Annotated in this window: 26 protein-coding genes, 1 other RNA gene and 1 pseudogene; 17 read left to right on the top strand and 11 right to left on the bottom strand. The window is 58.4% G+C overall.

What is annotated here, in order from left to right:
• From glmM to Q1M04_RS02390, 3 genes are all read left to right on the top strand, one after another.
• On the top strand, window positions 1-1,359 hold the full coding sequence (glmM, locus tag Q1M04_RS02400; protein ID WP_297997895.1) for a phosphoglucosamine mutase: 1,359 nt from the start codon (window positions 1-3) through the stop codon (window positions 1,357-1,359).
• A gap of 65 nt (window positions 1,360-1,424) precedes the next feature.
• A complete protein-coding gene (locus Q1M04_RS02395; RefSeq protein WP_204790616.1) occupies window positions 1,425-2,066 on the top strand; it encodes a sigma-70 family RNA polymerase sigma factor in 642 nt (213 codons plus the stop codon).
• A gap of 38 nt (window positions 2,067-2,104) precedes the next feature.
• Entirely contained in the window at window positions 2,105-2,386 is a 282-nt protein-coding gene (locus Q1M04_RS02390; RefSeq protein WP_204790617.1) for a zinc-ribbon domain containing protein, read from the top strand.
• A gap of 87 nt (window positions 2,387-2,473) precedes the next feature.
• Here the strand turns inward: Q1M04_RS02390 and Q1M04_RS02385 are convergent, their stop codons facing one another.
• A complete protein-coding gene (locus tag Q1M04_RS02385; protein ID WP_243413988.1) occupies window positions 2,474-2,659 on the bottom strand; it encodes a DUF4177 domain-containing protein in 186 nt (61 codons plus the stop codon).
• A 455-nt stretch (window positions 2,660-3,114) separates the two neighbouring features.
• On the opposite strand from Q1M04_RS02385, the gene Q1M04_RS02380 reads away from it, so the two are divergent.
• The 4 genes from Q1M04_RS02380 to Q1M04_RS02365 are packed head-to-tail and all read left to right on the top strand — an operon-like array spanning window position 3,115 to window position 5,542.
• Complete coding sequence (locus tag Q1M04_RS02380; RefSeq protein WP_293280622.1) at window positions 3,115-3,324, top strand: DUF1858 domain-containing protein; 210 nt, start codon at window positions 3,115-3,117, stop codon at window positions 3,322-3,324.
• 7 nt (window positions 3,325-3,331) lie between these two features.
• Window positions 3,332-4,030 carry a class I SAM-dependent methyltransferase gene (locus Q1M04_RS02375; RefSeq protein ID WP_297996820.1) on the top strand — a complete coding sequence of 233 codons (699 nt, stop codon included), beginning with the start codon at window positions 3,332-3,334 and terminating at the stop codon, window positions 4,028-4,030.
• Window positions 4,014-4,802 carry a Nif3-like dinuclear metal center hexameric protein gene (locus Q1M04_RS02370; RefSeq protein ID WP_297996822.1) on the top strand — a complete coding sequence of 263 codons (789 nt, stop codon included), beginning with the start codon at window positions 4,014-4,016 and terminating at the stop codon, window positions 4,800-4,802. The genes Q1M04_RS02375 and Q1M04_RS02370 overlap by 17 nt, the downstream gene beginning before the upstream one ends.
• A 5-nt stretch (window positions 4,803-4,807) precedes the next feature.
• A complete protein-coding gene (locus tag Q1M04_RS02365) occupies window positions 4,808-5,542 on the top strand; it encodes a YebC/PmpR family DNA-binding transcriptional regulator (protein ID WP_293280619.1) in 735 nt (244 codons plus the stop codon).
• A 129-nt stretch (window positions 5,543-5,671) separates the two neighbouring features.
• On the opposite strand, the gene Q1M04_RS02360 is transcribed toward Q1M04_RS02365, so the two are convergent.
• The 3 genes from Q1M04_RS02360 to Q1M04_RS02350 are packed head-to-tail and all read right to left on the bottom strand — an operon-like array spanning window position 5,672 to window position 8,869.
• Window positions 5,672-7,492 carry a CotH kinase family protein gene (locus Q1M04_RS02360; RefSeq protein WP_297996824.1) on the bottom strand — a complete coding sequence of 607 codons (1,821 nt, stop codon included), beginning with the start codon at window positions 7,490-7,492 and terminating at the stop codon, window positions 5,672-5,674.
• 12 nt (window positions 7,493-7,504) lie between these two features.
• On the bottom strand, window positions 7,505-8,176 hold the full coding sequence (locus tag Q1M04_RS02355) for a DUF4956 domain-containing protein (RefSeq protein WP_297996826.1): 672 nt from the start codon (window positions 8,174-8,176) through the stop codon (window positions 7,505-7,507).
• A 21-nt stretch (window positions 8,177-8,197) separates the two neighbouring features.
• Window positions 8,198-8,869 (bottom strand): polyphosphate polymerase domain-containing protein, encoded by a 672-nt coding sequence (locus tag Q1M04_RS02350; RefSeq protein ID WP_297996828.1) that lies wholly within the window; start codon window positions 8,867-8,869, stop codon window positions 8,198-8,200.
• Window positions 8,870-9,064: 195 nt separating this feature from the next.
• Here Q1M04_RS02350 and Q1M04_RS02345 point away from each other — a divergent pair, with 195 nt between their 5' ends.
• Entirely contained in the window at window positions 9,065-10,168 is a 1,104-nt protein-coding gene (locus tag Q1M04_RS02345; protein WP_297996830.1) for a helix-turn-helix domain-containing protein, read from the top strand.
• Between the two features lie 41 nt (window positions 10,169-10,209).
• Here Q1M04_RS02345 and rnpB read toward each other — a convergent pair.
• Together rnpB and Q1M04_RS02335 are read right to left on the bottom strand one after the other, a co-directional pair.
• Window positions 10,210-10,576: RNase P RNA component class A (gene rnpB / locus Q1M04_RS02340), an RNA gene on the bottom strand.
• 33 nt (window positions 10,577-10,609) lie between these two features.
• Window positions 10,610-11,305: a carboxylesterase gene (locus Q1M04_RS02335; RefSeq protein ID WP_297996832.1), complete on the bottom strand. Its 696-nt coding sequence runs from the start codon at window positions 11,303-11,305 to the stop codon at window positions 10,610-10,612.
• 148 nt (window positions 11,306-11,453) lie between these two features.
• On the opposite strand from Q1M04_RS02335, the gene murD reads away from it, so the two are divergent.
• Genes murD through ligA form a run of 3 tightly spaced genes read left to right on the top strand, consistent with a single transcriptional unit; the run spans window position 11,454 to window position 15,571 of the window.
• Complete coding sequence (gene murD / locus Q1M04_RS02330) at window positions 11,454-12,848, top strand: UDP-N-acetylmuramoyl-L-alanine--D-glutamate ligase (protein WP_297996835.1); 1,395 nt, start codon at window positions 11,454-11,456, stop codon at window positions 12,846-12,848.
• 44 nt (window positions 12,849-12,892) lie between these two features.
• Window positions 12,893-13,585: a sporulation protein YunB gene (yunB, locus tag Q1M04_RS02325; RefSeq protein WP_204790051.1), complete on the top strand. Its 693-nt coding sequence runs from the start codon at window positions 12,893-12,895 to the stop codon at window positions 13,583-13,585.
• A gap of 9 nt (window positions 13,586-13,594) precedes the next feature.
• Window positions 13,595-15,571: an NAD-dependent DNA ligase LigA gene (gene ligA / locus Q1M04_RS02320; RefSeq protein ID WP_297996837.1), complete on the top strand. Its 1,977-nt coding sequence runs from the start codon at window positions 13,595-13,597 to the stop codon at window positions 15,569-15,571.
• Window positions 15,572-15,610: 39 nt separating this feature from the next.
• Here ligA and Q1M04_RS02315 read toward each other — a convergent pair whose 3' ends face one another.
• Entirely contained in the window at window positions 15,611-16,207 is a 597-nt protein-coding gene (locus tag Q1M04_RS02315) for a manganese catalase family protein (protein WP_297996840.1), read from the bottom strand.
• Window positions 16,207-16,665 (bottom strand): spore coat protein CotJB, encoded by a 459-nt coding sequence (locus tag Q1M04_RS02310; protein ID WP_297996842.1) that lies wholly within the window; start codon window positions 16,663-16,665, stop codon window positions 16,207-16,209. Before Q1M04_RS02310 ends, Q1M04_RS02315 begins: the two co-directional genes overlap by 1 nt.
• A 243-nt stretch (window positions 16,666-16,908) precedes the next feature.
• Between Q1M04_RS02310 and Q1M04_RS02305 the strand changes: the two genes are divergently transcribed.
• The 5 genes and pseudogenes from Q1M04_RS02305 (at window position 16,909) to Q1M04_RS02290 (ending at window position 21,612) form a co-directional block, all read left to right on the top strand.
• A complete protein-coding gene (locus tag Q1M04_RS02305) occupies window positions 16,909-17,646 on the top strand; it encodes an N-acetylmuramoyl-L-alanine amidase (protein ID WP_297294197.1) in 738 nt (245 codons plus the stop codon).
• Window positions 17,643-19,007, top strand: a complete 1,365-nt coding sequence (radA, locus tag Q1M04_RS02300) for a DNA repair protein RadA (RefSeq protein ID WP_204791899.1) — start codon at window positions 17,643-17,645, stop codon at window positions 19,005-19,007. The genes Q1M04_RS02305 and radA overlap by 4 nt, the downstream gene beginning before the upstream one ends.
• A 552-nt stretch (window positions 19,008-19,559) precedes the next feature.
• Window positions 19,560-20,060 (top strand): annotated as a pseudogene (locus tag Q1M04_RS16090) (replication initiation factor domain-containing protein); the annotation flags it as partial.
• Window positions 20,061-20,157: 97 nt separating this feature from the next.
• Window positions 20,158-20,442, top strand: coding sequence for a hypothetical protein (locus Q1M04_RS02295; protein ID WP_297996845.1), 285 nt, complete (start codon window positions 20,158-20,160; stop codon window positions 20,440-20,442).
• 150 nt (window positions 20,443-20,592) lie between these two features.
• A complete protein-coding gene (locus tag Q1M04_RS02290; protein WP_297996847.1) occupies window positions 20,593-21,612 on the top strand; it encodes a tyrosine recombinase XerC in 1,020 nt (339 codons plus the stop codon).
• Window positions 21,613-21,654: 42 nt separating this feature from the next.
• Here the strand turns inward: Q1M04_RS02290 and Q1M04_RS02285 are convergent, their stop codons facing one another.
• The 3 genes from Q1M04_RS02285 to fba all read right to left on the bottom strand — a co-directional run bounded on the left by Q1M04_RS02285 (window position 21,655) and on the right by fba (window position 24,150).
• Window positions 21,655-22,155 carry an amidase domain-containing protein gene (locus tag Q1M04_RS02285; RefSeq protein WP_295755151.1) on the bottom strand — a complete coding sequence of 167 codons (501 nt, stop codon included), beginning with the start codon at window positions 22,153-22,155 and terminating at the stop codon, window positions 21,655-21,657.
• Between the two features lie 54 nt (window positions 22,156-22,209).
• Window positions 22,210-23,049, bottom strand: coding sequence for an AraC family transcriptional regulator (locus tag Q1M04_RS02280; RefSeq protein ID WP_297996848.1), 840 nt, complete (start codon window positions 23,047-23,049; stop codon window positions 22,210-22,212).
• Between the two features lie 132 nt (window positions 23,050-23,181).
• Window positions 23,182-24,150, bottom strand: a complete 969-nt coding sequence (gene fba, locus Q1M04_RS02275; RefSeq protein WP_293278874.1) for a class II fructose-1,6-bisphosphate aldolase — start codon at window positions 24,148-24,150, stop codon at window positions 23,182-23,184.
• Between the two features lie 240 nt (window positions 24,151-24,390).
• Here fba and Q1M04_RS02270 point away from each other — a divergent pair, with 240 nt between their 5' ends.
• Window positions 24,391-25,629 (top strand): 6-phosphofructokinase, encoded by a 1,239-nt coding sequence (locus Q1M04_RS02270; RefSeq protein WP_297301286.1) that lies wholly within the window; start codon window positions 24,391-24,393, stop codon window positions 25,627-25,629.
• Window positions 25,630-25,675 lie beyond the last annotated feature (46 nt).

Raw genomic sequence — 25,675 nt, 5'->3', positions numbered from 1 at the left:
ATGGGCAAGCTATTTGGCACCGACGGCATCCGGGGCATCGTGGGGGAGAACCTGACGGCGGACCTGGCCTTCCGGGTGGGGCAGGCCGTGGGCACGGTTTTGATGGAGGAAAAGGGGGGGCAGCGCCCCACGGTGGTCCTGGGCAAGGACACCCGCATCTCCTCCGATTTGCTGGAGGCGGCGCTGATTGCGGGGCTGTGCTCCGTGGGTAGCGACGTAAAACCCGTGGGGGATATTCCTACGCCCGCCGTGGCCTACCTCACCCGGCAGGAAAAGGCGGACGCGGGCATCGTGGTTTCCGCCTCCCACAACCCCTATGAGCACAACGGCATCAAGGTTTTCAACAGCCAGGGCTACAAGCTCTCCGACGCGCTGGAGGAGCGGGTGGAGGAAAAAATCCTTTCTAAAGAACCCATGGCTCTCAAGACCAGGGGGGAACTGGGCCGCCGCCATCACGGCATGAAGCAGCTCAAGCGGGATTACATCGACTTCGTGGCCTCCACCATTGACTCGGATTTGGCGGGGCTGCGCATCCTGGTGGACTGCGCCAACGGCGCCGCCAGCGCCACGGCCCCGGAGCTGTTCGGACGGTTCAAGGCCCACACCGTCTTCCTCCACCGGACCCCCGACGGCGTGAACATCAACGACCGCTGCGGTTCTACCCACCTGGAGGACCTGGCGGCCCAGGTGGTAAAGGAGGGCTATGACATCGGCGTGGCCTTCGACGGCGACGCGGACCGCTGTTTGCTGGTGGATGAAACCGGCGGCGTGATAGACGGCGATAAGGTCATGGCCGTCTGCGCCCTGGACATGAAGCGCCGGGGCGCCCTCCGGGGAAACGCCATCGTGGCTACGGTGATGAGCAACCTGGGCCTCCACGAGTTCTGCCGCAATCATGGAATCGACCTGGCCTGTACCGCCGTGGGAGACCGGAATGTACTGGAGGAAATGCTCCGCCGGGATTTCCGCATCGGCGGCGAGCAGTCCGGGCACACCATCTTTACCGCCTTGGAGACCACCGGAGACGGGCAGGTGACGGCCCTTCAGTTCCTCCAGGTCCTGGCCCGGGCGGGGAAGAAGGCGTCGGAGCTGGCCTCCGTCTGCGCCGCCTATCCCCAGGTGCTTATCAACGTGGAAGTGCCCCACAGCGGCGGCGTGAAGGAGAAGATCATGGCCTCCCAAGAATTGGCGGAGGCGGTCGAAAAACAGGAGGCCGCCCTGAACGGGGAGGGCCGGGTGCTGGTCCGCGCCTCGGGGACAGAGGCCCTGATTCGGGTAATGGTAGAGGCAAAGACGACCGAAATTGCGCATAATACGGCCGATTTTCTGGTTAGCCTTATAAAATCACTAAAATTTTAGGGAAATCTCGCGTTTATTTTGATAATTTGCTTGACATTTTCCTTGGCAGATGGGTATAATACAACATGCACAATACTTATGAGAACGACATGCCGGAGATGGGGATGCAGAGCGATGAGGAATTGTGCCTCCTAGCCGCGTCGGGAAACCGCCTGGCGGAGGAAGCCCTCGTTACCCGGTATAACCGCCTGGTCCGCACCTGCGCCCGCCCCTTCTTCCTGGCGGGCGGCGACAGCGAAGATCTTACGCAGGAAGGTATGGTGGGTCTCATCACGGCCGTCCGGGAATACGACGCCGGGAAAGAGGCGTCCTTTCGTACCTTCGCTGAAATCTGCATCCGCAGCCGACTCTACTCTGTGCTCCGCGCCTCGGCGCGGGATAAGCAGCAGCCGCTCAATCAATCGCTATCCCTAGACGACTCCCATTTTGACAGCAATCCCCTCACCTCTGGGACCAATAATTTGGCGCAGCGTAATCCCGAAGATTTCCTGATCGACAGGGAACACACGGCAGCCCTCTTATCCGGTGTCCGGAAACAGTTGTCCGAGTTTGAAGCAAAGATTTTGGGGTTCTATCTGGACGGTCTTTCTTGCAGGGAAATTGCAAAAGCGGTGAACAAACCCCCGAAATCCGTGGACAACGCCGTGCAGCGCATTCGACGCAAGGTGGCGCGGCAATTACTTTCCGGCGATCTCAGCAAACGCTGAACGCAATATAATTTTCTTTTCAAAGAGAGGGTAAAATCATGTACGAAGACAAGACCTTAGTATGCAAAGAGTGTGGTCAGGAGTTCGTGTTCACCGCCGGTGAGCAGGAGTTCTATGCCGAGCGCGGCTTCCAGAACGAGCCCCAGCGCTGCAAGGCCTGCCGCGACGCCCGCAAGAACGCCGCCCGCGGTCCCCGGGAGTATTTCACCGCTGTCTGCGCCGCCTGCGGCGGCGAGGCCCGCGTGCCCTTCGAGCCCCGCTCTGACCGTCCGGTCTATTGCAGCGAGTGCTTTGCCAAGATGCGCGAGGAGCAGCGCTAATCGGTTTTTCCGGTTTTCGTCTCTTGTGCCAATTCGCTGAAAACGTCCCCACGCGAAAGCGTGGGGACGTTTTTTGGGCACGGAGGGTCAAAGGTCTGTCTCAAAGACTAAATCCATATCCTTTATCTTTCCGTAATCGCTGATATTCGTCGGAATATACCCAACATAGCGGCAGCCCTTGGCCGCGTATTCGTCAATGATATCCCGGTGCTCCTCTGATTTTGCTCCGCAAAACTTGCCAATATGAACGTTTACATATACATATTTTTTCACAGCTGCGCCTCCCATTTCATATAAGAGCAGCACCTAAAAATCATGAGAAACGTTCTGCGGTCCAGGAATCGCAGGGGCGCGTTGCCGTTCTTGACGGGCGTCAGCCCGCCTGTGTCCTCCGCCCTGCCCTCGATTCCTTTTTTCTCATTATTTCTGGAAACTACCCTAGTTTTATTATACCACAAGCGGATATGAAAGGCAACTATAGGCAAAATCTGCCATTTGCAAATCACCTCTGGATTTATGCGGTGTTCCATGGTTTTCCTTGAAAGAGTCGGAGAGCTATCGGGAGGAAAGAAAAGCATAAGGGCCGCTTTCGGCTTTTGTCGGATTTTCTATTGAATTCGGGCAAATAATAGAGTATAATAGCGGAACGATGGCTGTCTGCGGAAATTTGTTCCAAGGAACCGGACAGCCGAACGCTGAAACCTATTTCAACACGGAGGAATCCAGAAATGATCGAGATTACAAAAGACACCATCATCGGCGATATCCTGGACATCGCCCCCCACACCGCGCCTATCTTCCTGTCCATCGGCATGCACTGCCTGGGCTGCCCCTCCTCCCGGGGAGAGACCGTGGAAGAGGCCTGCATGGTTCACGGCATCGACGTGGAAAAGCTGCTGGCCCTGGTGAACGAAGAGGCCAACAAAAAGCCGGAGTGACGCCGTCTTGCGGGACTTGGAACTGACGCCCCGCCTCCGGCGGCTGGCGGACTGGGTGCCTCCCGGCGCGCGGCTGGCCGATATTGGCACGGATCATGGATATCTGCCCGTGTGGCTCCGGCTCCACGGGCGCGTGGCCTCCGCCATTGCCTGTGATCTGCGGGAAGGGCCTTTGGCCCGTGCCAGGGAGACCGGGAGGACCTGGGGAGCGGACGGCATTGACTACCGGCTCGGGAACGGCCTGGCGGTGGTCTCTCCGGACGAGGCGGATGCCGTCGTCATTGCCGGGATGGGGGGCGAGAACATCGCCGCCATTCTGGCCCGGGCTCCCTGGACCGCCGGGGGGAAGCACACGCTGCTGCTCCAACCCCAGACCCGGGCGGAAGTTCTGCGGGCGTTCCTTGCGGAGAACGGCTATGCCATCCGCCGGGAGGCCCTGGTGGAGGACCGGGGCGTCCTTTACCCGGTGATGGAGGCCGGGGGAGGGGAGATGTCCCTGACTCTGGGGCAGCTTCACGGCGGGGCGGCCCTGCTCCACGACCCGCTGGGGGAGCGGTACATCATCCAGAAAATCATCCGCCTGCAAACAGCGGTGGCGGGAATCAACCGCTCCGGCAAAGGGCTGGAAAAAGCGGACAGACTGCGGGAAATCATCACCGCGCTGCTGTCCATGAGAGAGGAGTGGCGGCGTGCCAACGGTTCGTGAAATTGAGGCGGCTCTTTTTGAACTGGCGCCCCGGGAGGGGACGATGGAGTGGGATAACGTGGGGCATCTGCTGGGGGATCCCCGGCAGAATGTCAACCGCTGCATGGTGGCGCTGGACATCACCCACGCGGTGGCGGAGGAGGCCATCGCGGCGGGCTGTCAGTTGATCGTTTCCCACCATCCCATTATGAACTGCAAATGGTCCCAGGTACAGACGGTACGGGACGATACCTTCCAAGGCAGTTTGTTGACGCGGCTGCTGCGGGCCAATGTGTCCGCCATCTGCATGCACACGAATCTGGACATTGCGGAAGGCGGCGTCAATGATGTGTTGGCCCAGGTTCTCGGCCTCCAGAAGCTGGAGCGCTTCACCAGCGAGGGGGTGTGCCGCTGCGGCTGGCGGGCGGAGCCCATGGCGCTGCCGGAGTTTGTCCGCTTTGTCTCTAAGACCCTAGGCTGCAACGGCGTGCGTTACGCTGACGCCGGGAAGCCCGTTCACCGGGTGGCCGTGGGCGGCGGAGCCTGCGGGGAGTTTGAGGACGCCGCCATTGCCGCCGGATGCGACACCTTTGTTACCTCTGATTTGAGCTATCACCAGTTCGTGGACGCTAAGGTTAAGGGCATCAACCTCGTCGACGCGGGACACTTCCCAACAGAAGACCCGGTCTGTGAGAAGGTGATTGCCTTTTTGGCCGGACGGTTCCCAGATCTGCAAATTCAAAAATCCGCTTCCCATAAGGAAGCGATTCAGTACTATGTGGAAGGAGAATAAACGCCATGTCAGGACATTCCAAGTGGCATAATATCCAGAAAACCAAGGGCGCGGCGGACGCCAAGCGCTCCGCCGCCTTCACCAAGATCGCCCGTGAAATCATCGTCGCCGTCAAGGAGGGCGGCTCCGGGGACCCCAATAATAACTCCCGCCTGGCCACGGTCATTGCCAAAGCAAAAGCAGTCAACATGCCCAACGACAACATCAAACGGACCATCGACAAAGCCCTGGGAGCGGGGAATACCGACAGCTATGAGGCCGTCACCTATGAGGGCTACGGTCCCGGCGGTGTGGCCGTCATCGTAGAGGCCCTGACCGACAACCGCCAGCGCACCGCGCCGGAGGTCCGCCATGCCTTTGATAAGTGCAACGGCAACCTGGGAGCCATCGGCTGCGTGTCCTGGTCCTTCGACAAAAAGGGCGTCATTGTCATTGACAATGAGGAAGGGGAGCTGGACGAGGAAACCGTCATGATGGACGCGCTGGACGCCGGCGCGGCGGACTTCGAGGCGGACGGCCCGGCGCTGGAAATCACCTGTGATCCCGATGCGTTCAACGATGTGGTAAAAGCCTTGGAAGAGAAGGGATATAGCTTCGTCAGCGCAGAGGTGGAAATGGTTCCCCAGAACTACATCACACTCAGTGGTGAAGGCGACGTGAAAAACATGCAAAAGCTCATCGACATGCTGGAAGATAGCGACGATGTGCAGAATGTGTGGCACAACTGGGACAACGACTAACGATAAGGCGCGGGACAGGCCGGAGAGAGCCTGTCCCACTTTAAGGCTCCAATATTAAACAAAAAATTTGTTTTGCTTAAATTATGCAATCTAGAAGGGGCCGCCGTCCACAGGGACAGCGGTCCTTTTTCATCCTTTCCTGCGCCGGTAGAGGAGGGCGGCACAAATTCCTACTAGAAGAGCGGCTAGGGATGCCGCGACTGCGAGCAGGGCGCCTACACTGAGGGAAGCGGGCCCTTCTCCCGGAAATTCTCCGCCGGAGAAGCCGCCTCCGGGCGGCCCCGGCGAACCTTGCCGGAGGATTTCTACGGATTGGGCTTCCATTGCCGGTATGGCTGGGGGTTCCTGCGATTGGCCGGGAGGCCCTTCCGCAGAAGGCTGTTCGTCCGGTTGTTCCGAACTGCCGCCGGGAGGGGAGGGGCGTTCCCCTCCGCCAAAGCCGCCCCGGTCCATGGTGCCCATATCAGAGAGCGTGATAGAGGACGCGTCTACCAGGGCGGAAGCGTCCGCCGCCTGGCCGTCCTCCGTGGAGGGGATGGTTCCCGCCAGTTGTCCAGCAATGCTCTCTGCCCGGAGGCGGCAGAAAGTGCGGAGGGTTTCCACGCCGGCTTCAAACTCCTCATAGGTATAAAACCGGGTGGGGTCTTTTTCCACGTAGGGTGCAATCAGCTCCACCGCGGTATCGATCAATCCGGCGGTATCCACAGTCTCTAGAAATTCTTGAAAGTATTGGTGGTACAGCGCGGTATACTCCTGACTATCAAAAATCCAATCGACCATGGGACGGCTGTCGCCGCCGGATACAGGCGTGTCAATGGGTGCGTTAACCTCGCTGCCTGCGTCTCCGCCCTGGAAGGTGCCGTAGGCCAGGTTATAGTCCCAGGGAATCATAGAGAGACGGCCCTCTTCTTCGTAAAGATAGTAATTGTGAACCATAGATCCGGTGTAGCTGTCGCCGTTGCGGACAAAATTGTGGACCACAAAATAGCGGAGGACCTTGTCGATATCCAGAACGCCCTCCAGACTCTCTCCCTCGCTGAGGGCTTTCAAGGAGGCGATCAGCCGGGCCTGATCCGCCTTGGTGATGTCCGTTTTGGCGTTTTGGAAGATGTTGGAGTAGCTGTCCGGGTCGTCGTCAATGTACCGGAGCTTTACGTCGTCGCTGCCCATGCCGCCGCCGGGACCACCGCCGCGATGGCGTTCGCTTTCGGAAGTATTCTGCGTGCTATCGAATGGCTGAGCCTCGGGCGGAGAGGGGAAGGAACCGTTTTCGCTAAAGTCCATAACATTCTTCATATCAAATTCCCGGCCATTTCCCCGCCCTCCGCCAAAGCTCATGCTGTCCGGCTTGTAAAGCTCGCCGGAGTCATTGCCGTAATTTCGCCGGAGGAAGCCGTCCTCCACGCCCTCCACTGCCAGGTACAGCCCCCAATCCTGGCCGTTCACCGTGATGTAGACATAGCTGCAAAGGGGCGCGTCCACACCAAAGGCTCCCATCATTTGATAGGTAAGGTAGTCCTTCATATAGGTGGTGTCCTGAATGATGTTGTTCAGGCTCAGCTTATCCAGGCCGTAATAGGTCCTGCCGCTGTCGTAGTGGTCGAACTCCAGCTTGAAGCTGTAGCGGTCGCTGTCCATGGAGGAAACCATGGTGAGAGAGGTGTTTCCCTTGGCCCGGATGGCGGTGTTTTGATAGGCTTCGCCGTCGATGACGACCGCGCACTGGGCGTATTCCTCGTTCTCACAGGTCTCCAGGAACCCGTCCCAGTCATCCATAACGATGTCGATGGTGTGGACTTGCTCCGTATCGAAAAGCCGGGTCTCATAGCCCATGACCGACGCGGCGGGCCGGATGCCCAGGGCTTCGCCGTTCATGAACCCGAATGTAAGCAGCAGGCAGAGGACCAGGGCGGCGGCACAGAGTTTGTCTACGTATTTGTGGGTTGACATGGAGGACCTCCTTTAACCCATGTAATCTCCGTTGTAGCTTACCAGCACCGCGCTGCGGACGCCGGGGAGGTCCGCCAGGGCGTTGATAAAGCCGGTGTTGCCGTCCTTCAGGCGGATCTCCAAATTCAGCTCCACCGCGTCCTTCTGAACCGTCTTGCTTTTTACCACACAGCGGCGGGTGTTCTGCCGGAGGAAGTCCGCCGCCCGGGTTTCACTCTCCAGCCCGTCGCACTGAAGCACGGCGATGTAGGGATCACAGCGGGATTTCCGGTTGACGAATACCAGCAGCATGAACCCAATGACCATACTGCCGAAGACCGCCAGCGGAATCAGCCCCGCCGCCAGAACGATGCCCACGGCAATGGACCAGAAGAGGAAGGCAATATCCAGAGGTTCTTTGATGGCGGTGCGGAAGCGGACGATGGACAGCGCGCCCACCATGCCCAGGGACAGCACCACATTGCTGGTAACCGCCAGGATAACCATGGTGGTAATCATGGTCAGGGCCACCAGGGTCACGCCGAAGCCGGAGGAATACATGACCCCGGTGAAGGTCTTCTTGTAAACCAGGAAGATGAACAGGCCCAGGCCGAAAGCCAGGACCAGAGCCAGGCTCATGTCCAGGAGACTGACGCTGGTGACGTTCTCCAGAAAGCTGGATTTAAAGATGTCCTGAAAAGTCATAATGAATCGTTCCTTTCTTGATTATCCGTAAACGCGGCAGACCGCGTATTTGGAAAAGGCGCAGGTGTGCCGTCCGGGAAGCTGCACCGCTTCCCGAATGATATCCGGGAGGAATTCGTCCCATTTTACTTCCAAAATGGAAGGGGCATCCCCGGCGGGGACGGTGACGGCGGCGGGATTCAGGAAGTCCGTGGACCCCAGTCCGGTGCGGATGTTGTAATCCAGGGTGACCCGCACGTTCCCGGCGGGGAAGACAAAAGCGTCCCGGGTGTAGTCCACAATCGTTTTGGGCCGGAGGCCGTTGGATTTCATTTTCCAATAGAGCTCTTGAATCAGCGGCCTTCCGCCGCCGGGCATCCAGTCCAGGTCTCCCTCCAGTAGGGACCGGACCTCCTGGGCGCTTAGAAGGACGGAGCGCTTGCCGCACAGGCCGTCCCATTTGCTCTTTTTCTCCAGGCAGATGTAAGAGGCGTCGCCGCTGTAATACCGTATTCGGAATTTCTCCCGCCGGGACACGCCGTCGATTTTCTCCCGCAGGGCCGTGTCCTTGGGGTCGTCGAAATACAGGCTCCGTATCTCGTAGCGGCCGTTCTGCCCGTGGCTGTCCCGCCGGGCCACGGCGGAAAGGCGGGAGGCAAGGATCAGGCGGTCGGCGGCGGTGATCTCGTGCTTCCACTCGTGCCGAGGTTTCATGCTGGAACTCCTTTCGTTCAACAGGATGGGGGCATCATACAGCGGCTTTCTTAGTTCAACCTTAAAAATGGAAATATGGGAAAAATTTTTTCTGGGGCCTGAACCGCTTGAAACAGGCGGAATTTGCCGGATTCTACCGCTGGTCGGTTGCTTTTTTTCCGGGGTTGGGTGTAGACTGACAGGGAGGTGAAGCACATGAACAAACAGCAATTCGGAAATTTTATCGCGGAGAACCGGAAAGCCGCCGGGCTGACGCAAAAGGAATTGGCGGCCCGGGTCCATGTGACGGACAAGGCGGTGAGCAAGTGGGAACGGGCCCTGAGCTACCCGGACGTGACGCTGCTGGAGCCCCTGGCGGAGGCCCTGGGCCTGGGAGTGGAGGAGCTGATGGCCTGCCGGAGAATTGAGGTACGAAAGGACGAGGAGGAAGAAGCTTTGGAGAACATCAGAGAGGAACGGCCCGTACAGAATTTGATGGAGATTTCCCGGGAAAATCTGAAGTCGGAGCGGCGGAAGCACGTCTGGCAGACGGCCCTGGCGCTGGCGCTGATGCTGGCGGCGACTCTGGGGACCATTTGGTATTGCAGTACATACGTCCGTGAGCAGCTGGACAACACTATCGTGCTAAAGGAAACCGTGGGAAATGAGAACTACCTCTATGTGGAAAACCAGGGCCACTTGCTCCGCCTGAAGTGCGGGGCGGATGTGGACTTCGACAGCATTACATTGGAAAGTGAGCATGGTGATGAGCGGTCCTATCGTATGGACTGCCGTTGGAACCGGCGGACCTATGAGGGAAGCGTTTCCTCCTGTGAGGCAACAGGAAGCATTATTCTGGGCGGGATGATGGATGTGCAATTTGAAGTGGAGAGAGACCGGCTGTTCTGGTATGACGAGGTCAACTACACCAGCGAAGACTACTACCCGGACCCCTATAGTGAACCTAGAGGATTGCTTTATCTCTGTAACTTCCGCTTCTGGACCGGAAAATGGGACATGGAGACCGGCGAGTGGAAAGACCGGGAAACCGTTCTGCTGGTGGAAGACTGCCTGAACGCCGTAGTGGACGACATCGATGGGGACGGGCACAACGAGGTGGTGGTCCGCACCCGCTGGCCGGAGAAGCCCTACATGGTCTACGACTGGTGCAGCGACAATCAAGTCAAGGAAATAGACCAGTTTTGGCTGGACAGCGTCTCCCCGGAATTGCAGGAACGGCTATTGACCATACCGGAAGAGTCTGCCCGTGCTCAAGCGAGGCTGGGCAGCCACCCGCCCGTCATCGGAGAGACCCTATAATAAAGAGGACCGTCCGCAGATCATGCGGACGGTCCTCATATATTGCGAGCAAAACTGTAAGCCGGGTTCTGTATTTGACAGCCATCTATCTAGGCGCGCTGTTGCCAGCGCGCTCCAGCCACCCCGGGAGCGGCCGGGCCAGCCTTTCGGGGACGAACCCCGACGCTCCCATACCGGTGTTGCTCCGGATAGAGTTTACAGCATCGGACTGTTCCCAGCCGATGGGTGCGCTCTTACCGCACCTTTCCACCCTTACTGGAACGGAAAACCGAACCAGCGGTATATCTCTGTTGCACTTTTCCTGAAGTCGCCTTCGGCGGGCGTTACCCGTTATCCTTGCCCTGTGGAGCCCGGACTTTCCTCATGGACGGCCTTTCGGCCTGCCCACGCGGCTGTCTGTTTTCCTCGCGATGCACATTATACAGGCAAAGGACCAGCTTGTCAACCCGTCTCCCGGAGCCAGCGGGACAGTTCGTCCAGCTCCGGCGGCGTATGGAACCAGTGCTCCGCACCCTCCGCGATCCGCAGACGGCAGGAAAAACGCTCCGCGAAGGCGGAGACGGTTTCCTCCGCCACAAGGGTGTCCCCGGAGCCCCGGAGGATGTCGGTGGGGAAAGGCCAGCGGTCAATGGGATGGCGGCGGATATAACCGTAATCGTCCCAGCAGAGGGTCTGGCCCATGGGGGTGGGAATTTCTCCCTCCGCCTCCAGGCGTGTCTCGGAAATCTGGAACCAGCCCATCATGTCCCGGGTCAGGCGCTCCATGTCCACCACCGGGGAGAGAAACCAGGCGTGGCATATGTTTCGTTCCCGGCAGGCCAGAAGGCTGAAATAGGCCCCCATGCTGACGGCGAAAAGGCCGACGCTGGCCCAGCGGCTTTCGGCGTAGTCCAGGACAGCGGACAGATCCCGGACGCAAACAGGAGGCTTACAGCGAATGGGGCCGTCTTTTCGGTCTCCGTGCTCCGGCAGGTCAAAGCTCAGAATCTGGCAATGCGGGAACGCCTCTGCCAGGAGGCGGAAGGGGACGTCCGTTTTGCTGGACTGGGCCCCGTGGACGGCCACGATCACACGCTCCGATGGGAAGCCCCAGAGCGCGGCGGGAATGGTTTTGATTTGAAAAAACTGCGGTTCCATCATGGATCTCCTTTCTTTTCCTGCCTGACAGAATATCACAATTTTCCTCCGCAGACAAGTCTTGCCGGAACGGCGTTCCCGTGGTAAAATAGAGACGCGATTTTGGAAAACCCCCGCCGGAGGGCGGGAAGGATAAGGAGCGATTTTGGTGAAATTTGAGGAATATCTGTCCTCTTTGCGGAACAAAACCGTGGCCGTCATCGGCATCGGCGTATCCAACCGGCCCTTGATCGAGCTGCTGCTCTCCCGGGGCGTGGCGGTGACCGCCTGTGATAAAAAAGACCGGGCCACCCTAGGCGCTCCGGCGGAGGAGCTGGTGGGAAAGGGCTGCCGCCTCCGGCTGGGGCCGGACTACCTGAAAGACCTGACGGAGGACGTTATCTTCCGCACGCCGGGAATGCGGCCGGATCTGCCGGAGCTCAACGCCGCCGTGGAGCGGGGGAGCACGCTGACCAGCGAGATGGAGGTTTTCTTCGAGGTCTGCCCCTGTCCCATTCTGGCCGTTACCGGCAGCGACGGAAAGACCACCACCACCACCATCATTGCGGAGCTGCTCCGGGCGGCGGGAAAAACCGTCCACCTGGGGGGGAACATCGGCCACCCGCTGCTGTCCGAGACCGGAGGCATGAGGGCGGGGGACATTGCCGTGCTGGAGCTGAGCTCCTTCCAGCTCATGACCATGACCCGAAGCCCCCATATTGCCGTCGTCACCAATCTGGCGCCGAATCATCTGGATGTCCACAAGGATTATGCGGAGTATATTTCTGCAAAGGAAAATATCTTTACACATCAGTTTGCAAGCGATATTGCCGTCTTTAATGCCGACAATGAGGTTACCCGGTCCTTTGTCGGACGCCAGCGGGGGGCGCTTCGCACCTTCAGCCGCCGGGAAACGGTGGAGCGAGGGGCGTATCTTGCGCCGGACGATGCCGGAGAGGGGCAGGCCATCTGGATGTCCAATGAAAACGGCCGCCGCCAGGTGCTTCCTCTGGCGGAAATCAAGCTTCCCGGGATTCACAATGTGGAGAACTACATGGCCGCCATCGCCGCCGTAGACAGACTGGTTCCCGACAAGATTATCCGGGACTTTGCCAAAAACTTCGGCGGTGTGGAGCACCGGATTGAGCTGGTCCGGGATCTGGACGGCGTGCGGTACTATAACGATTCCATCGCCTCCAGTCCCAGCCGGACCATCGCGGGACTGAACGCTTTCCCGGAAAAGGTCATCCTCATCGCCGGGGGGAAGGACAAGGGCATCTCTTACGGCAGCCTGGGCCCGGTGGTCAACGAGCATGTGAAGCTGCTGATTCTCTGCGGGGCCACCGCCGGGGTGATCCGCGCCTCAGTGGAACAGGCGGAAAACTACGGCGGTTTGGAAATCGCGGATGTGGAAGACTACCATCAGGCCGTCTCCCTGGCCCGGAGCCGGGCGAAGGAAGGAGACGTGATAATCCTGTCTCCCGCCAGCACCTCCTTTGACCGTTTCGCCAACTTTATGGAGCGTGGAAGGGTTTTCAAAGAGATCGTGAACAGCCTGAAATAAAACCAAGCCTTCGGCGCATAAAGTGTCTCGGGGGGTGGTAACGCATGGGCTTTTTCTACTACCGGCGGCGAATGGCACGGCGGAATTTGCTGGCTGTTCTAGCCTTTTCCGCCATGGCGGCAGCTATGGCGGCTGTGATTTTCGCCACAACCCAGATGCGGCCCATCCTGGTGAGCCTGGCCACCACCCGAGTTTCCAACATGGTAAACCGCATCGTCTCCGAGGCGGTGGACGAGGCCATCGACAGCGGAAACATCACCTACAGCGATCTGATTACCTTTGAAAAAGACAACGAAGGGCGAATTACCGCTATCTACAGCAACATGGCGGCTTTCAACCGGCTTCAATCCAACATTTTGGATATCATTTTGGCCCGGATCGACCAGGTGTCCACCCGGGAACTTTCCATTCCGGTGGGCAGCCTCTCCGGGTCCGTGCTTCTGGCGGGAAGGGGCCCCCGGATTTCCGTGCGGATGGAGTCGGTGGGCTCTTCCTCCGCCAATTTTGAGAACGAATTTACCTCGGCGGGCATCAACCAGACAAAGCATCAGATTGTGCTGAACATTGATGTGGCCGTCAGCATTCTGCTGCCGGGATTTTCCACAGCCACTACCGTTTCCAACGCCGTCACTGTGGCAGAGACCGTCATCGTAGGATCCGTGCCGGACACCTACACGTATTTCAGCTCCACGCCGGAGAGCTACGTAAGCGACGCGAAGGACTATATACTGAACTAGGAGGACCACATGGACTACCGTGAAGAGATCAAGCAGCTCCGGGACGCGCTGAACGAGCACGGCTACAAATACTACGTGCTGGACGCGCCCACCATCAGCGATTATGAATACGACATGCTCAACCGCCGGCTGGAGGAGCTGGAGCTTCAGCATCCGGAGGAGGTAACCCCGGACTCGCCCACCCAGCGGATTGGCGGAAAGCCCCTGGAGGGCTTTGAGTCCTACACCCATGAGGTTCCCTTGGAGAGCTTGCAGGATGTGTTCAGCGGGGAAGAGGTGGCGGAGTTCTGCGAGCGGATGAACGAGGCGCTGGGGGTGGAAGCTGCCTACTCCCTGGAACCCAAGGTGGACGGCCTGTCTGTGGCGCTGGAGTACCGGGAGGGCGTTTTCGTCCGGGGCGCGACCCGGGGAGACGGGCGGACCGGGGAGGATGTGACGGAAAACCTGAAAACCATCCGCTCCATTCCAATGGTACTGCCGGACAAGCTGCCCCGGCTTATTGTCCGGGGAGAGGTTTATATGTCTCGGGCCGTCTTTGAGGAGCTGAACGCCCAGCGGGAAATTCAGGGAAAACCCTTGCTGGCGAATCCGCGAAACGCCGCCGCCGGCTCCCTCCGGCAGCTGGACCCGAAGGTTTGCGCGGAGCGGAAGCTGGACATTCTGGTCTTTAACCTGCAATTGGCGGAGGGAAAGGAATTTGTCTCTCACCAGGAGACACTGGATTATCTGGTCTCTCAGCGGTTCCGGGTCATTCCCCACAAAACCCTTTCCGGGACCTTGGCGTGTCAGGAGGAAATTGCACGCATTAACGACGAACGTCTGGATTACCCCTTCGATATCGATGGCGCAGTTGTAAAGGTTAACTCCTTGAGTGACCGAGAAAAATTAGGCAGTACGGCGAAGTTTCCAAAATGGGCGGTGGCCTTTAAGTATCCGCCGGAGAAAAAGCCTGCTCAAGTGCTGGATATTGTCATTCAAGTAGGCCGTACCGGCGTGCTGACTCCGAAGGCAGTGTTGACGCCTGTCCGCTTAGCAGGGACAAACGTGACCAACGCGACATTGCACAACCAGGATCTCATCAAGGAAAAGGACATCCGCATCGGAGATACCGTGGTTGTCCAGAAAGCAGGGGAGATCATACCGGAAGTGGTGGAGGTAGATTTCTCTAAGCGCCCGGAGGGGACAGAGCCTTACCGCTTCCCGGAGGTCTGTCCGGTCTGCGGCGCGCCGGTTCGCCGGGATGAGGACGGCGTGGCCATTCGCTGTACCGGGGCGGAGTGCCCCGCCCAGCTCCTGCGGAATCTGACTCACTTTGCCAGCCGGAACGCCATGGACATTGACGGCTGCGGCCCCGCCGTGGTGCAGCAGCTCATCGACAGCGGCATGGTGTCCAATCCGGCGGACCTCTATGGCCTGGAAGCGGAGAAGGTGGCAAAGCTGGAACGGATGGGAAAGAAGTCCGCGGAGAATTTGCTGGCGGCCATTGCGCGTTCCAAGTCCAATGATCTGTCCAGGCTAATTTTCGGACTGGGTATCCGGCAGGTAGGGGAAAAGGCGGCAAAGGTGCTGGCCGTGCACTTTCGCAGCCTGGACGCCCTGTGTGCCGCCGGAGTGGAAGAATTGACGGAAATTGACGATGTGGGCGGCGTGACGGCTCAGTGCGTGGTGGATTATCTGTCCTCTTCTCAGGCCAAAGATTTGATCCAGCGCCTGAAAGACGCCGGGGTCAACATGGAGAGCACGGCGGAACTGGTGGACGAGCGGTTTGCCGGGATGACGTTTGTCCTCACCGGGACCCTCAGCCGTTTTGACCGCAAGGCTGCACAGGCGATGATTGAGGAGCGGGGCGGCAAAGCCGCCGGGTCTGTCTCTAAGCGAACCACCTATGTAGTGGCGGGGGAGGCCGCGGGCAGCAAGCTGAAAAAAGCGGAGGACTTGGGCATCCCTGTTTTAACAGAAGAAGCCTTTGCAAAAATGCTGGAATGACAGAAAAGAGCAGCGGGTTTCCCGCCGCTCTCAGTTGCTTTACTTGTCGAAAGCCGGATTCATATAGTAAACGTTCTTCTCATTCATTTTGTCCTTTGCTAACCGTAGGCCCTCGCCGAAGCGTTGGAAGTGGACAATTTCCCGGGCCCGGAGGAATTTGATGACGTCGCTGACGTCCGGGTCGTCGGAGAGGCGGAGGATGTTGTCGTAGGTTACGCGGGCTTTTTGCTCCGCCGCCAAATCCTCTGTCAAGTCCCCAATGACATCCCCGGTTACCTGCATGGTAGCGGCAGACCAGGGGAAACCGGAAGCGAACTGTGGAAACACGCCGGTGGTATGGTCCACGAAGTAGGCGTCAAAACCGGCGGCCTTAATCTGCTCCTCGCTGAGATTCCGGGTCAGCTGGTGGACCAGAGTGCCCACCATCTCCAGATGCCCCAGCTCCTCCGTGCCGATGTCCGTCAGCAGGCCCTTCAGCTCCGCATAGGGCATGGAATAGCGCTGGCTCAGATACCGGAGGGAAGCCCCCAGCTCCCCGTCGGGCCCGCCGTATTGGGAGATAATGGCCGCTGCCAGCTTGGGATTGGTGTTCTTGACCTTCACCGGGTATTGAAGCTTTTTCTCATATACAAACATCAGTCATTCCCTCCTACGTCCCAGGGCCACGGGTCCTTGAGCCAGGCGTAGCCGTCCTCCGGGGTCAGGTCGGTGCTGGTCAGGGGGCCATACATCTTCTCATATTTTTCCCGGCCCTCTTTGGCCAGCTTGATATAGGACCAATAAAGCTGGAGAACCTCCTGGTCGTTGGCGTGGGTGTCCAGGTACAGGTTCAGCTCTTTGATGGCAAAATCCAGCGCCATTAGCTCCACCAGAGCGGTGTTGGCCAGCTTAGTTTTCGCCTGGATGGCCGCTTTAAAGGGCAGGTCCAAACCGGGAAACAACGTGCCAGCCTGAAGGGCCTCCGCCCGGCTGAAGCGGGGAGGGTTCTGCTCCTGCATCGGAATATAAGGAAACGCCAGCGGGGCGCAATTGCCGGGGAGTGTGCCCATTCCCGCGCCGCAGGAACCGGCCGGTGTCTGATTAGGTCTTTCCATATTTGCTTTCCTCCTTGTGTAAGAATGGCGCAAGGTGTCTCGCGCTCATTCCATTGTATGCCGGCGGCGGCAAAGGGGCTACCTGGGAAGCAATGGGACAATTGTTCGGGCTGCGGCTTGCTTTTTGGGGAGGTACTTGCTATAATGGAAAATATCCATAGGCGTCACAGGAAAAGGCCGCATATGGGATAAGCCGCCGGACATATCCTCTTAGCATGAAGCTTTGCGAAGGGGGCGCTGTCCGTGGTCATCCTGCTGCGAAAACGCGATTTGGTTCTCTCATGCCTGTTCTGCTGCTTCTTTTTGGGTTTGGCGGCAGTACTGTGGAGGGGGAGCGCTGTTCCGGCGTTCCATGTCCGGGACGAAGTTCCCGTCACTGTGGTGATCGACCCCGGCCATGGCGGGGAGGATGGGGGAGCGGTTTCTCCCGGCGGCGTGGCGGAGAGCCAAATCAACCTAGCGGTGTCCCTGCGGGTCAGCGATCTGCTGCGTTTCACGGGACTGCGGACACGGCTGACCCGGATGGAGGACGTGACCATCTGCGATCAGGGCTTGGACACGATGCATCAGCGGAAGACCTCTGACCTCAAAAACCGGGTGAAGCTGGTGGAGGAGACGGAAAACGCCATTCTTCTGAGCATCCACCAAAACAGCCTGCCTTCGTCTCCGGTAACCCATGGGGCCCAGGTGTTCTGGAACCGGCAGGAAGGGGCGGAAGCGCTGGCGGAAAGCATTCAGGACGCTTTGAACACCGCTGTCAACGCCGGAAACGGCAAGCATCCCCGGCAAATCCCTGACAGTATTTATTTAATGAAACATATCACCGCGCCGGGCGTTTTGGTAGAATGCGGATTTCTCTCCAATACACAGGAGACGGAGCGCTTGCAGGACCCGGCCTATCAGCTGCGGCTGGCGGCCGCCGTCACGGCGGGATACCTGAACGCCGGGGCGATGGAAAACGAATCTGGAGACTTGAGATGAAACAGCCGAAAACACTTTTTTACTGCACGGAGTGCGGCAATGAGACGCCCAAGTGGGCGGGGCGCTGTCCCGCCTGCGGCGCGTGGAATACGGTGGTAGAGCGGCCGGAACCTGCTGTGAAAGGGAAGGGGAGGAGCGCTTCCTCCCGGGCCGCCGCTCCTCCCAAGGCCCTCCCGGTGACGGAACTGGGGGACAGCGTGGAGATCCGTTTTTCCACCGGCATGGGAGAACTGGACCGCGTCCTGGGCGGCGGGGCCGTCAAAGGCTCTTTGGTCCTGGTGGGCGGTGCGCCCGGTATCGGAAAGTCTACGCTGATGCTGCAAATCTGCGGGAAGCTGTGCAGGTTCGCGAAGGTATTGTATGTATCCGGCGAGGAGTCCCAGCACCAGCTGAAGCTCCGGGCCCAGCGGCTCCATGTGGAAAGCGAAAACCTGCTGGTGCTGTCGGAGACCGGCCTGGGAGAAATGCTGGAGGCGGTAAACCAGGAGCAGCCGGATGTGTTGATTGTGGACTCCATTCAAACGCTTTATAATGATGCGCTGGATTCTCCGGCGGGCAGCGTCAGCCAGGTAAAAGACTGTACCATGGCCTTGATGCAGCTGGCCAAGGGGAGCAGCATCACGGTGTTTGTCATCGGCCATGTGAACAAGGAGGGCTCCATCGCCGGGCCCAAGGTCTTGGAGCATATGGTGGACTGTGTCTTGTACTTCGAGGGGGACCGGCATACCTTCTGCCGCATCCTCCGGGCGGCGAAGAACCGCTTTGGGGCAACCAATGAAATCGGCGTCTTTGAGATGGGGGACGGCGGGCTGACGGAGGTGGAAAATCCCTCTAAAATGCTGTTGTCCGGCCGGCCGGAAGAAACGCCGGGAACCTGCGTCACCTGCGTGATGGAGGGGGCCCGGCCGGTGCTGGCGGAGGTTCAGGCCCTGGTGGTAGGTTCCGCGGCGGGAAATCCCCGGCGGACGAGCAACGGCTTCGACTACAACCGGGCGGCCATGCTGCTGGCGGTTTTGGAAAAGCGAGGGGGATTGAAGCTGTCTACTTGTGATGCCTATTTGAACATCATCGGCGGGCTGCAATTGGACGAGCCCGCCGCGGACCTGGCCGCCGTGGTGGCGCTGGCCTCCAGCTACTTGGACAAGCCCGTCCCCGGCGATCTGGCGGCCGTCGGGGAAGTCGGACTCACCGGAGAGCTGCGGAGCGTCAGCCAGCTGTCCCAGAGGGTAGCCGAGGTCCGGCGGCTGGGGTTCAAACGCTGTGTGATTCCGGCCCGTCAAGGGCTGGAGAGCTTCCCGGATTTGCAGCTTCTGCCCGTTCAGAATATCGGTGAGGCGATTCGAGCCGCTTTGCGGGGATAAAGTGGACGCAGGCGCCGCCTAAAGCGGGCACGCCGGCGGCGGCGGCGCTGTCCAGTGTGCATAAGCCGTCAGATTGATAGACACATTCGCTGGTGCATGGAATCAAGGCGATCCTCCGTTCCGACAATGGTCCTTTGATGTTCCATAGTGTGACCGGAACGGCGGATTTTATGACAATGGCCTGGCTTGAAGATGGACAAGCGTCCGGCGGCAGGCCGAAGAAAAATGATATCTCTACAAGGGAGGAGGCAAAGGAAAGGCGTAGGCGATTGAACAAAATAAATCAAGGTTTTTTGTGAAATGACCGCTGAAACAGGCCGGAAGCTGAACCACTGAAACGAGTGGGAAAACAGCTTCCGGCCTGATATTTTGCAACAACAACCGCTATTTTGTTCAGTCGCCCCTAGGCGGGGAAGGGAATGTATTACATGCCCGGCTGACGGTGAGCTGCCGCAGTTCGATTCTTGTAATACAGCCAGGGCATAGGATGCCGAAGGCCGCAGCGTGTTACCGATACCGAGCTGAGAGGCCAATCATCTTGACCGCCAAGGCATTCTGGACGCTATCCTGGATATCCAGCAGCTTTTCCACGACAGTGACAACCAGGACGGGGGACAGCAGTTTGTGAGTAAATTTCGCAAGTCCAGGATAGAAAAGGAGTTTAAGGACGGGCGGCCTGGAATCACGGTTTACCACGGCAGCAAGAAAAGCGCGGTCTTGATTCGCATTTATGACAAAGCGGCAGAACGGGACTTACCAGAGGACCAGCACTGGGTTCGGGTGGAACTCCAGCTCCGAGACGAGCGGGCAGAGGCGTTCTGCTCTGACCCGGCTCCAATTGGCGTCCTGTTCCGGGGTGTGCTGGTGAACTACGTTCGCTACGTCGACGATCCAGGGACAGACAGCAACCGCTGGCGGTGGCCCATGAAAGATTACTGGGAAAATCTGATTGAGCAGGTTGGCCGGATTCGGCTCTATGTGAAGCCGGGAATAGAGTATAATATCCGACAGCTGGACACGTTTGTCTTTGAGCAGGCCGGAAACGCCATTTCCGCAGATGTTGAAATCTACGGCGCGCCGTTCTTTCTGCGCAAAATTCAAGAGCGAAATATTTCGGAAAATCCAAAATACAGGAGGCTTGTGGAACAGTATGGCAAAAACAAACCAAAAGTGCGTCCGCCTCTCGGACCGAGTGACGAAGTACATAGAGCAATACCGTGGGGCCAATTTCTCGGAGAAGCTGGAAAACCTCGTCCTGGATATGGAGGAACGCCGGGACGAACTGGTTCAGGACTGGAACCAGCTCCAGGCGCAGATTTCGGACAAGCACCGCGAGATGGTGATGATCCAAGACCGGGTGAAGAAGCTCCGTGAGGCAGACCGCCGCCTCGGGCCGCTGGTGGAATCTCTGCTGGACTTGATGCGGCTCCCGTGATATAATCTTTTGATAACCGAAATACCATCAGGGAGGAGGCAAGGGAAAGGCGTAAGCGATTGAACAAAATAAAAATTTTGTTCAATATAGGGGAGTATCCGGCCGTCATAGCTTTCTTTATCCCAATCGCAAGAAGTCTTTCCCAGATCCATGGTCGATTACCGTACTGAAGCTCCGCCGATCCTGCGGGACTTCCTCGCTTACCACGAAACCGTCAAGGCCCATTCCAAGCAGACGGTGGACGAATATTTCCTGGACTTGCGGAATTTCTTCCGCTATCTGAAGCAGACGCGGGACTCCAGCTTGTCTGGCTTGGCGCTGGACGAGATCGACATCAAGGACATCGATCTGGAATTGGTCTCCACGGTAACGCTGACGGATATTTATGGCTATATGACCTATCTGAGCCGGGACCGCGTTCAGCACCAGAACAGCCGGAATTCGGACTATGGGCTTAACACGGCCTCCCGCGCCCGGAAGCTGGCAACGATTCGGTCGTTCTACAATTACTTGACCAATAAAGCCCATCTTATTCGTGAAAATCCTGTCAAAGATATCGACTCGCCGAAGCTGAAAAAAAATCTGCCGAAATATTTGACCTTGGACCAAAGCATAGAACTGCTGGACTCCGTGGACGGCAAGAACCAGGAACGGGACTATTGCATTCTGACGCTGTTTCTCAATTGCGGACTGCGGATCTCAGAGTTAGTCGGTTTGAACCTCCGGGATATTCAAGGAGAGTCTATCCGCGTCCTTGGCAAGGGCAACAAAGTCCGTATCCTCTATTTAAACGATGCCTGCCAGGACGCGCTGAACCGTTACCTGGCCATCCGCCGCCCCATTGCCGGACGAGATGCCAGCGCGCTGTTTTTGTCCTCCCGCAACGAGCGAATCAGCCGCTCCACGGTCCACGCCATGGTGAAAAAACGTCTTGCCGCCGCCGGAATTGACGAAAGCGAGTATTCCTCTCACAAGCTCCGCCACACCGCCGCCACGCTGATGCTGCAAAATGGCGTAGATGTCCGGGCGGTCCAGGAGGTCCTAGGCCACGACCACCTGAATACGACGCAAATCTATACCCATATCGACAATGAATCTTTGCGAGTGGCTGCAAAGGCAAATCCCTTGTCAAAGATTAAAAATAGTAGGAAAAAGGATGATTCAAAGTGAGAAAAGCCGCCTCTAAAGAGGCGGCTTTTCTGAACAAAATTTTCAGGGCCGTACGACGCCGGTAATATGCAGGAAACGGATTTTCCGGTACTCATAAGTAGATAGCGGCCGGTAATCCGCGTCATAGCTGTGGGCGGCAATCAGGACGTTTTCCAGCGTTGCCGGGTTTCCCACGGACACCACAATGGGCGAATGCTGGAACTCCTCTCCTTTGAAGGAAAGCTGAACGATGTCCCCCGGCAGCAGGTCTTCCAATTGGCAGGGCTCTGCCAGCGGTCCCATAGAAAAGCTATCCCTTGTCAAGAAATTGTACAAGTACGGAACCCCTGTCCAGGACGGGGATTTCCGGTTGGCGTCAATATAGTACCAGCCATAAGTAGGCGTAAAGTTCATCACGCCGCTTCCGGCGTAGATGCACTGGGACGCAAAGTTTGTGCAGTCCCCTCCCAGATGCTCATAATCGTAAAAAAACGGGTTCCGTCCATAGGCCCACTGGTGAGCGTACAAAACGGCGGCTTCCCGGTCATATGGATGCAGCTGCATACCGCTTCCCTCCCCTTCCCTCTCAGAATATGCGAGGCGAGACGGAAGGGTGCGTCAGCGCTTTGTAACCGGCAGCCAGACCTGGAAGCGGCTTTCCTCTCCAGGCCGGTTCAAATAGACCTCAATGTCCGGCGCCTTGGCCCACCCATAGCCGGAATCCGGTAAATATTCCGAGACGATCCGCTTTTGAAGCTCCTGCATGGCCTCCGGCAGACGGCCCGTCCCGGCGAAAACCGCCCAGGTGGCGGCGGGCACCATCCATTCATGCATTCCCTCCGGGGCGGGGGCGCTGGAGGCCACAGCGATATAATAGAAGTTTTCCTCCTCGTCACAGGTGCACACGCCCAACATTCCGGCCGGCTCCCCGTTCATCAGCGGAACCAGCTCCGCTTGCCGCGGGCCGATCTCCGCCCAGAATTTCGGGACCACTTGAAAGCTCTTTTCCACATCCATGGGCAGCGGCGTGCGGAAGCCCACAATGCGGAAAGCCTCCCGTTTTTCGATCTGATACTCCATTTCCTCGGCTCCTTTGAGTACAAATTTGAAGTGGATACTCGGAAAGGCTTTTAGCTTTACACCTTCTTGCTTTGCTTGGGATGGAGGCAGCTTGTGTACCGCCTGGAAGGCCCGGTTAAAGGCGGTAGGCGATTCATAGCCATAGCGCAGGGCCACGTCCAGCACTTTCTCCCCGTTTTGCAGATCCGCCGCCGCCCGGGTCATGCGCCTCCGGCGGATGTACTCGCCAAGCGGGATTCCGGCCAAGTAAGAAAACATCCGCTGGAAGTGGTAGGCGGAACAGCCCGCCAGCCTGCCAAGCTCCTTTGGGTCGATGTCCCTATCCAGGTTTGCTTCCAGATAGGCCAGCGCCTTGTTCCAGTCGTTCAGCCAATCCATACCATCCCCTCCTTGTCTCAAAAGTATACCGCGTTCTGCCGCCGCTGTCCTCTCTGTTTCCGTGCGGAAAAAAAGAGGTAAAAAGCGGAGGCGCTCCGCGCCTCCGCCTTTGGTCCGCTATGTGGAAATAAATCAGGCCTTGTGGTCGCAACCCAGGACGTCCACCAGCTTATGGCGGACCAGCTCCTTGATGTTGGCCCGGGCGGGCTTAAGGTACTGACGGGGATCAAAGTCGCCGGGATGCTCGTTGAAGTGCTGCCGGATGGTGCCGGTCATGGCCAGGCGCAGGTCGGAGTCAATGTTGATCTTGCAGACGGCGCTGCGGGCGGCCTGACGGAGCTGCTCCTCGGGGATGCCCACGGCGTCGGGCATCTTGCCGCCGTTGGAGTTGACCATCTTCACGTAGTCCTGAGGCACGCTGGAGGAGCCGTGGAGCACGATGGGGAACTCGGGCAGGCGCTTTACGATCTCTTCCAGGATGTCGAAGCGCAGCGGGGGCGGAACCAGGATGCCCTTCTCGTTGCGGGTGCACTGCTCGGGCTTGAACTTGAAAGCGCCGTGGGAGGTGCCGATGGCGATGGCCAGGGAGTCGCAGCCGGTCTTGGAGACGAACTCCTCCACTTCCTCGGGACGGGTGTAGTGGGAATCCTCGGCGGAGACGTTGACCTCGTCCTCCACACCAGCCAGAGCGCCCAGCTCCGCCTCCACCACTACGCCGCGGTCATGGGCGTACTCGACCACCTTTTTGGTGATTTCGATGTTTTCGGCAAAGGGCTTGGAGCTGGCGTCGATCATGACGGAGGTGAAGCCGTCGTCGATGCAGGATTTGCAGGTCTCGAAGGTATCGCCGTGGTCCAGATGCAGCACGATGGGAATCTCGGGGCACTCGATGACGGCGGCCTCCACCAGCTTCACAAGATACGTGCGGTTGGCGTAAGCCCGGGCGCCCTTGGACACCTGGAGGATCACGGGAGCCTGCTCCTCGCGGCAGGCCTCGGTGATGCCCTGGATAATCTCCATGTTGTTGACGTTGAAGGCTCCGATGGCATACCCTCCGTGATAGGCCTTTTTGAACATCTCGGTAGAAGTGACCAGTGCCATAACAATCATCTCCTGACAAATTTTATTTGTCCCGCCTCCGGCCGGGCGGGAAAAAGGCCCTAGGGCCCCTTTCCCCTCCTTCGCGGAGACGAAAACGATTTTCTTTTATGATAATATCACAAAAAAAATAAAATGCAAGTATTTACAATTCTTTTTTTGAATGGTATGATAAAAAATACCTTGGGCTCTGTCCCCTGGGCTTGAAATGGAAGAAAAAATTTTTTGAGGAGGCTGTTTCTCATGAGTGAATTGAAAGGCGCCTGCATCTTCGGCCAGTCCGGCGGACCCACTTCCGTCATCAACGCCAGTGCGTACGGCGTTATCCGCACCGCGCTGGAAAATCCCAATATCACCCGCGTCCTGGGCGCGGAGCACGGCATCAAGGGCGTGCTGAACGACCGGCTGTTCGACATGGGCGAGGAGGACCCCGCCGAGCTGGAGCTGCTGAAATACACCCCTTCCTCCGCTCTGGGCTCCTGCCGCTATAAGATGAAGGACCCGGATGTGGATGATACCGACTATAAGCGCATCCTGGAGATCTTCAAAAAGTACGACGTCCGCTACTTCTTCTACAACGGCGGAAACGACTCTATGGATACCTGCAACAAAATCAGCAAATACATGCAGAAGGTAGGCTATGAGTGCCGGGTCATGGGCGTGCCCAAGACCATCGACAACGACCTCTTCGGGACCGACCACTGCCCCGGCTTTGCCTCCGCCGCCAAGTATATCGCGACGAGCTGCATGGAGGTCTATCAGGACGCCCGGGTCTATGACACCGGCATGGTCTGCGTTATTGAAATCATGGGCCGTCACGCCGGCTGGCTGGCCGGCGCCGCCGCCCTGGCCACCGCCTATGGCGCGGGCCCCGACCTGGTGTATCTCCCCGAGGTGGACTTCGACATGGATCAGTTCCTGTCGGATGTGGACCGTATCTATAAGGAGAAGGGCAACTGCATGGTAGCCGTCTCCGAGGGCATCCACTACGCCGACGGTTCCTTCGTCTCCGAGGCGAAGACCTCCGCCACCGACGGGTTCGGCCACGCTCAGCTGGGCGGCCTTGCCGCCATGCTGGCGGACGCCGTGAAGCAGAAGACCGGCGCCAAGGTCCGGGGCATCGAGCTGAGCCTCCTCCAGCGCTGCGGTGCGCACCTGGCCTCCGAGACCGATATCGAAGAGTCCTTCATGTCCGGCAAGGCCGCTGTGGAAAACGCCGTGGCGGGCATCACCGACAAGATGGTGGGCTTTGAGCGGAGCTATGAGAACGGACAGTATGTCTGCAAGACCAAGCTGCTGGGCCTGACCGACGTGGCCAACACGGAGAAAAAGGTGCCTCTGGAGTGGATCAACGCCGCCCACAACGGCGTGGAAAAGCCCTTCATCGACTATGTCCTGCCCCTGGTCCAGGGCGAGCCCAAGCTGCCCAAGCAGGACTCCCTGCCCCGGTTTGCCAAGCTGAAGAAGGTTCTGGCAAAATAAAAATTCCGTCCCTTTATGGAAAGCGCCCCGCTTTTACGAGCGGGGC

The organism is uncultured Oscillibacter sp. (assembly GCF_950073225.1).
Classification (GTDB): Bacteria; Bacillota; Clostridia; order Oscillospirales; family Oscillospiraceae; genus Oscillibacter.
The sequence above is the reverse complement of the archived record's forward strand: the minus strand, read 5'-3'. Positions and strand labels throughout refer to the sequence as shown.

Coding starts and splice junctions, on each gene's coding strand:
- glmM (WP_297997895.1), top strand. CDS start 1: ATGGGCAAGCTATTTGGCACCGACGGCATCCGGGGCATCGTGGGGGAG.
- Q1M04_RS02315 (WP_297996840.1), bottom strand. CDS start 16,207: ATGTTTGTATATGAGAAAAAGCTTCAATACCCGGTGAAGGTCAAGAAC.
- Q1M04_RS02280 (WP_297996848.1), bottom strand. CDS start 23,049: ATGGATTGGCTGAACGACTGGAACAAGGCGCTGGCCTATCTGGAAGCA.
- fba (WP_293278874.1), bottom strand. CDS start 24,150: ATGGCACTGGTCACTTCTACCGAGATGTTCAAAAAGGCCTATCACGGA.
- Q1M04_RS02295 (WP_297996845.1), top strand. CDS start 20,158: ATGGCAAAAACAAACCAAAAGTGCGTCCGCCTCTCGGACCGAGTGACG.
- Q1M04_RS02355 (WP_297996826.1), bottom strand. CDS start 8,176: ATGACTTTTCAGGACATCTTTAAATCCAGCTTTCTGGAGAACGTCACC.
- Q1M04_RS02350 (WP_297996828.1), bottom strand. CDS start 8,869: ATGAAACCTCGGCACGAGTGGAAGCACGAGATCACCGCCGCCGACCGC.
- Q1M04_RS02310 (WP_297996842.1), bottom strand. CDS start 16,665: ATGGAAAGACCTAATCAGACACCGGCCGGTTCCTGCGGCGCGGGAATG.
- Q1M04_RS02390 (WP_204790617.1), top strand. CDS start 2,105: ATGTACGAAGACAAGACCTTAGTATGCAAAGAGTGTGGTCAGGAGTTC.
- Q1M04_RS02365 (WP_293280619.1), top strand. CDS start 4,808: ATGTCAGGACATTCCAAGTGGCATAATATCCAGAAAACCAAGGGCGCG.
- Q1M04_RS02285 (WP_295755151.1), bottom strand. CDS start 22,155: ATGCAGCTGCATCCATATGACCGGGAAGCCGCCGTTTTGTACGCTCAC.
- radA (WP_204791899.1), top strand. CDS start 17,643: ATGAAACAGCCGAAAACACTTTTTTACTGCACGGAGTGCGGCAATGAG.
- Q1M04_RS02380 (WP_293280622.1), top strand. CDS start 3,115: ATGATCGAGATTACAAAAGACACCATCATCGGCGATATCCTGGACATC.
- ligA (WP_297996837.1), top strand. CDS start 13,595: ATGGACTACCGTGAAGAGATCAAGCAGCTCCGGGACGCGCTGAACGAG.
- yunB (WP_204790051.1), top strand. CDS start 12,893: ATGGGCTTTTTCTACTACCGGCGGCGAATGGCACGGCGGAATTTGCTG.
- Q1M04_RS02395 (WP_204790616.1), top strand. CDS start 1,425: ATGCACAATACTTATGAGAACGACATGCCGGAGATGGGGATGCAGAGC.
- Q1M04_RS02290 (WP_297996847.1), top strand. CDS start 20,593: ATGGTCGATTACCGTACTGAAGCTCCGCCGATCCTGCGGGACTTCCTC.
- Q1M04_RS02270 (WP_297301286.1), top strand. CDS start 24,391: ATGAGTGAATTGAAAGGCGCCTGCATCTTCGGCCAGTCCGGCGGACCC.
- Q1M04_RS02335 (WP_297996832.1), bottom strand. CDS start 11,305: ATGGAACCGCAGTTTTTTCAAATCAAAACCATTCCCGCCGCGCTCTGG.
- Q1M04_RS02360 (WP_297996824.1), bottom strand. CDS start 7,492: ATGTCAACCCACAAATACGTAGACAAACTCTGTGCCGCCGCCCTGGTC.
- Q1M04_RS02345 (WP_297996830.1), top strand. CDS start 9,065: ATGAACAAACAGCAATTCGGAAATTTTATCGCGGAGAACCGGAAAGCC.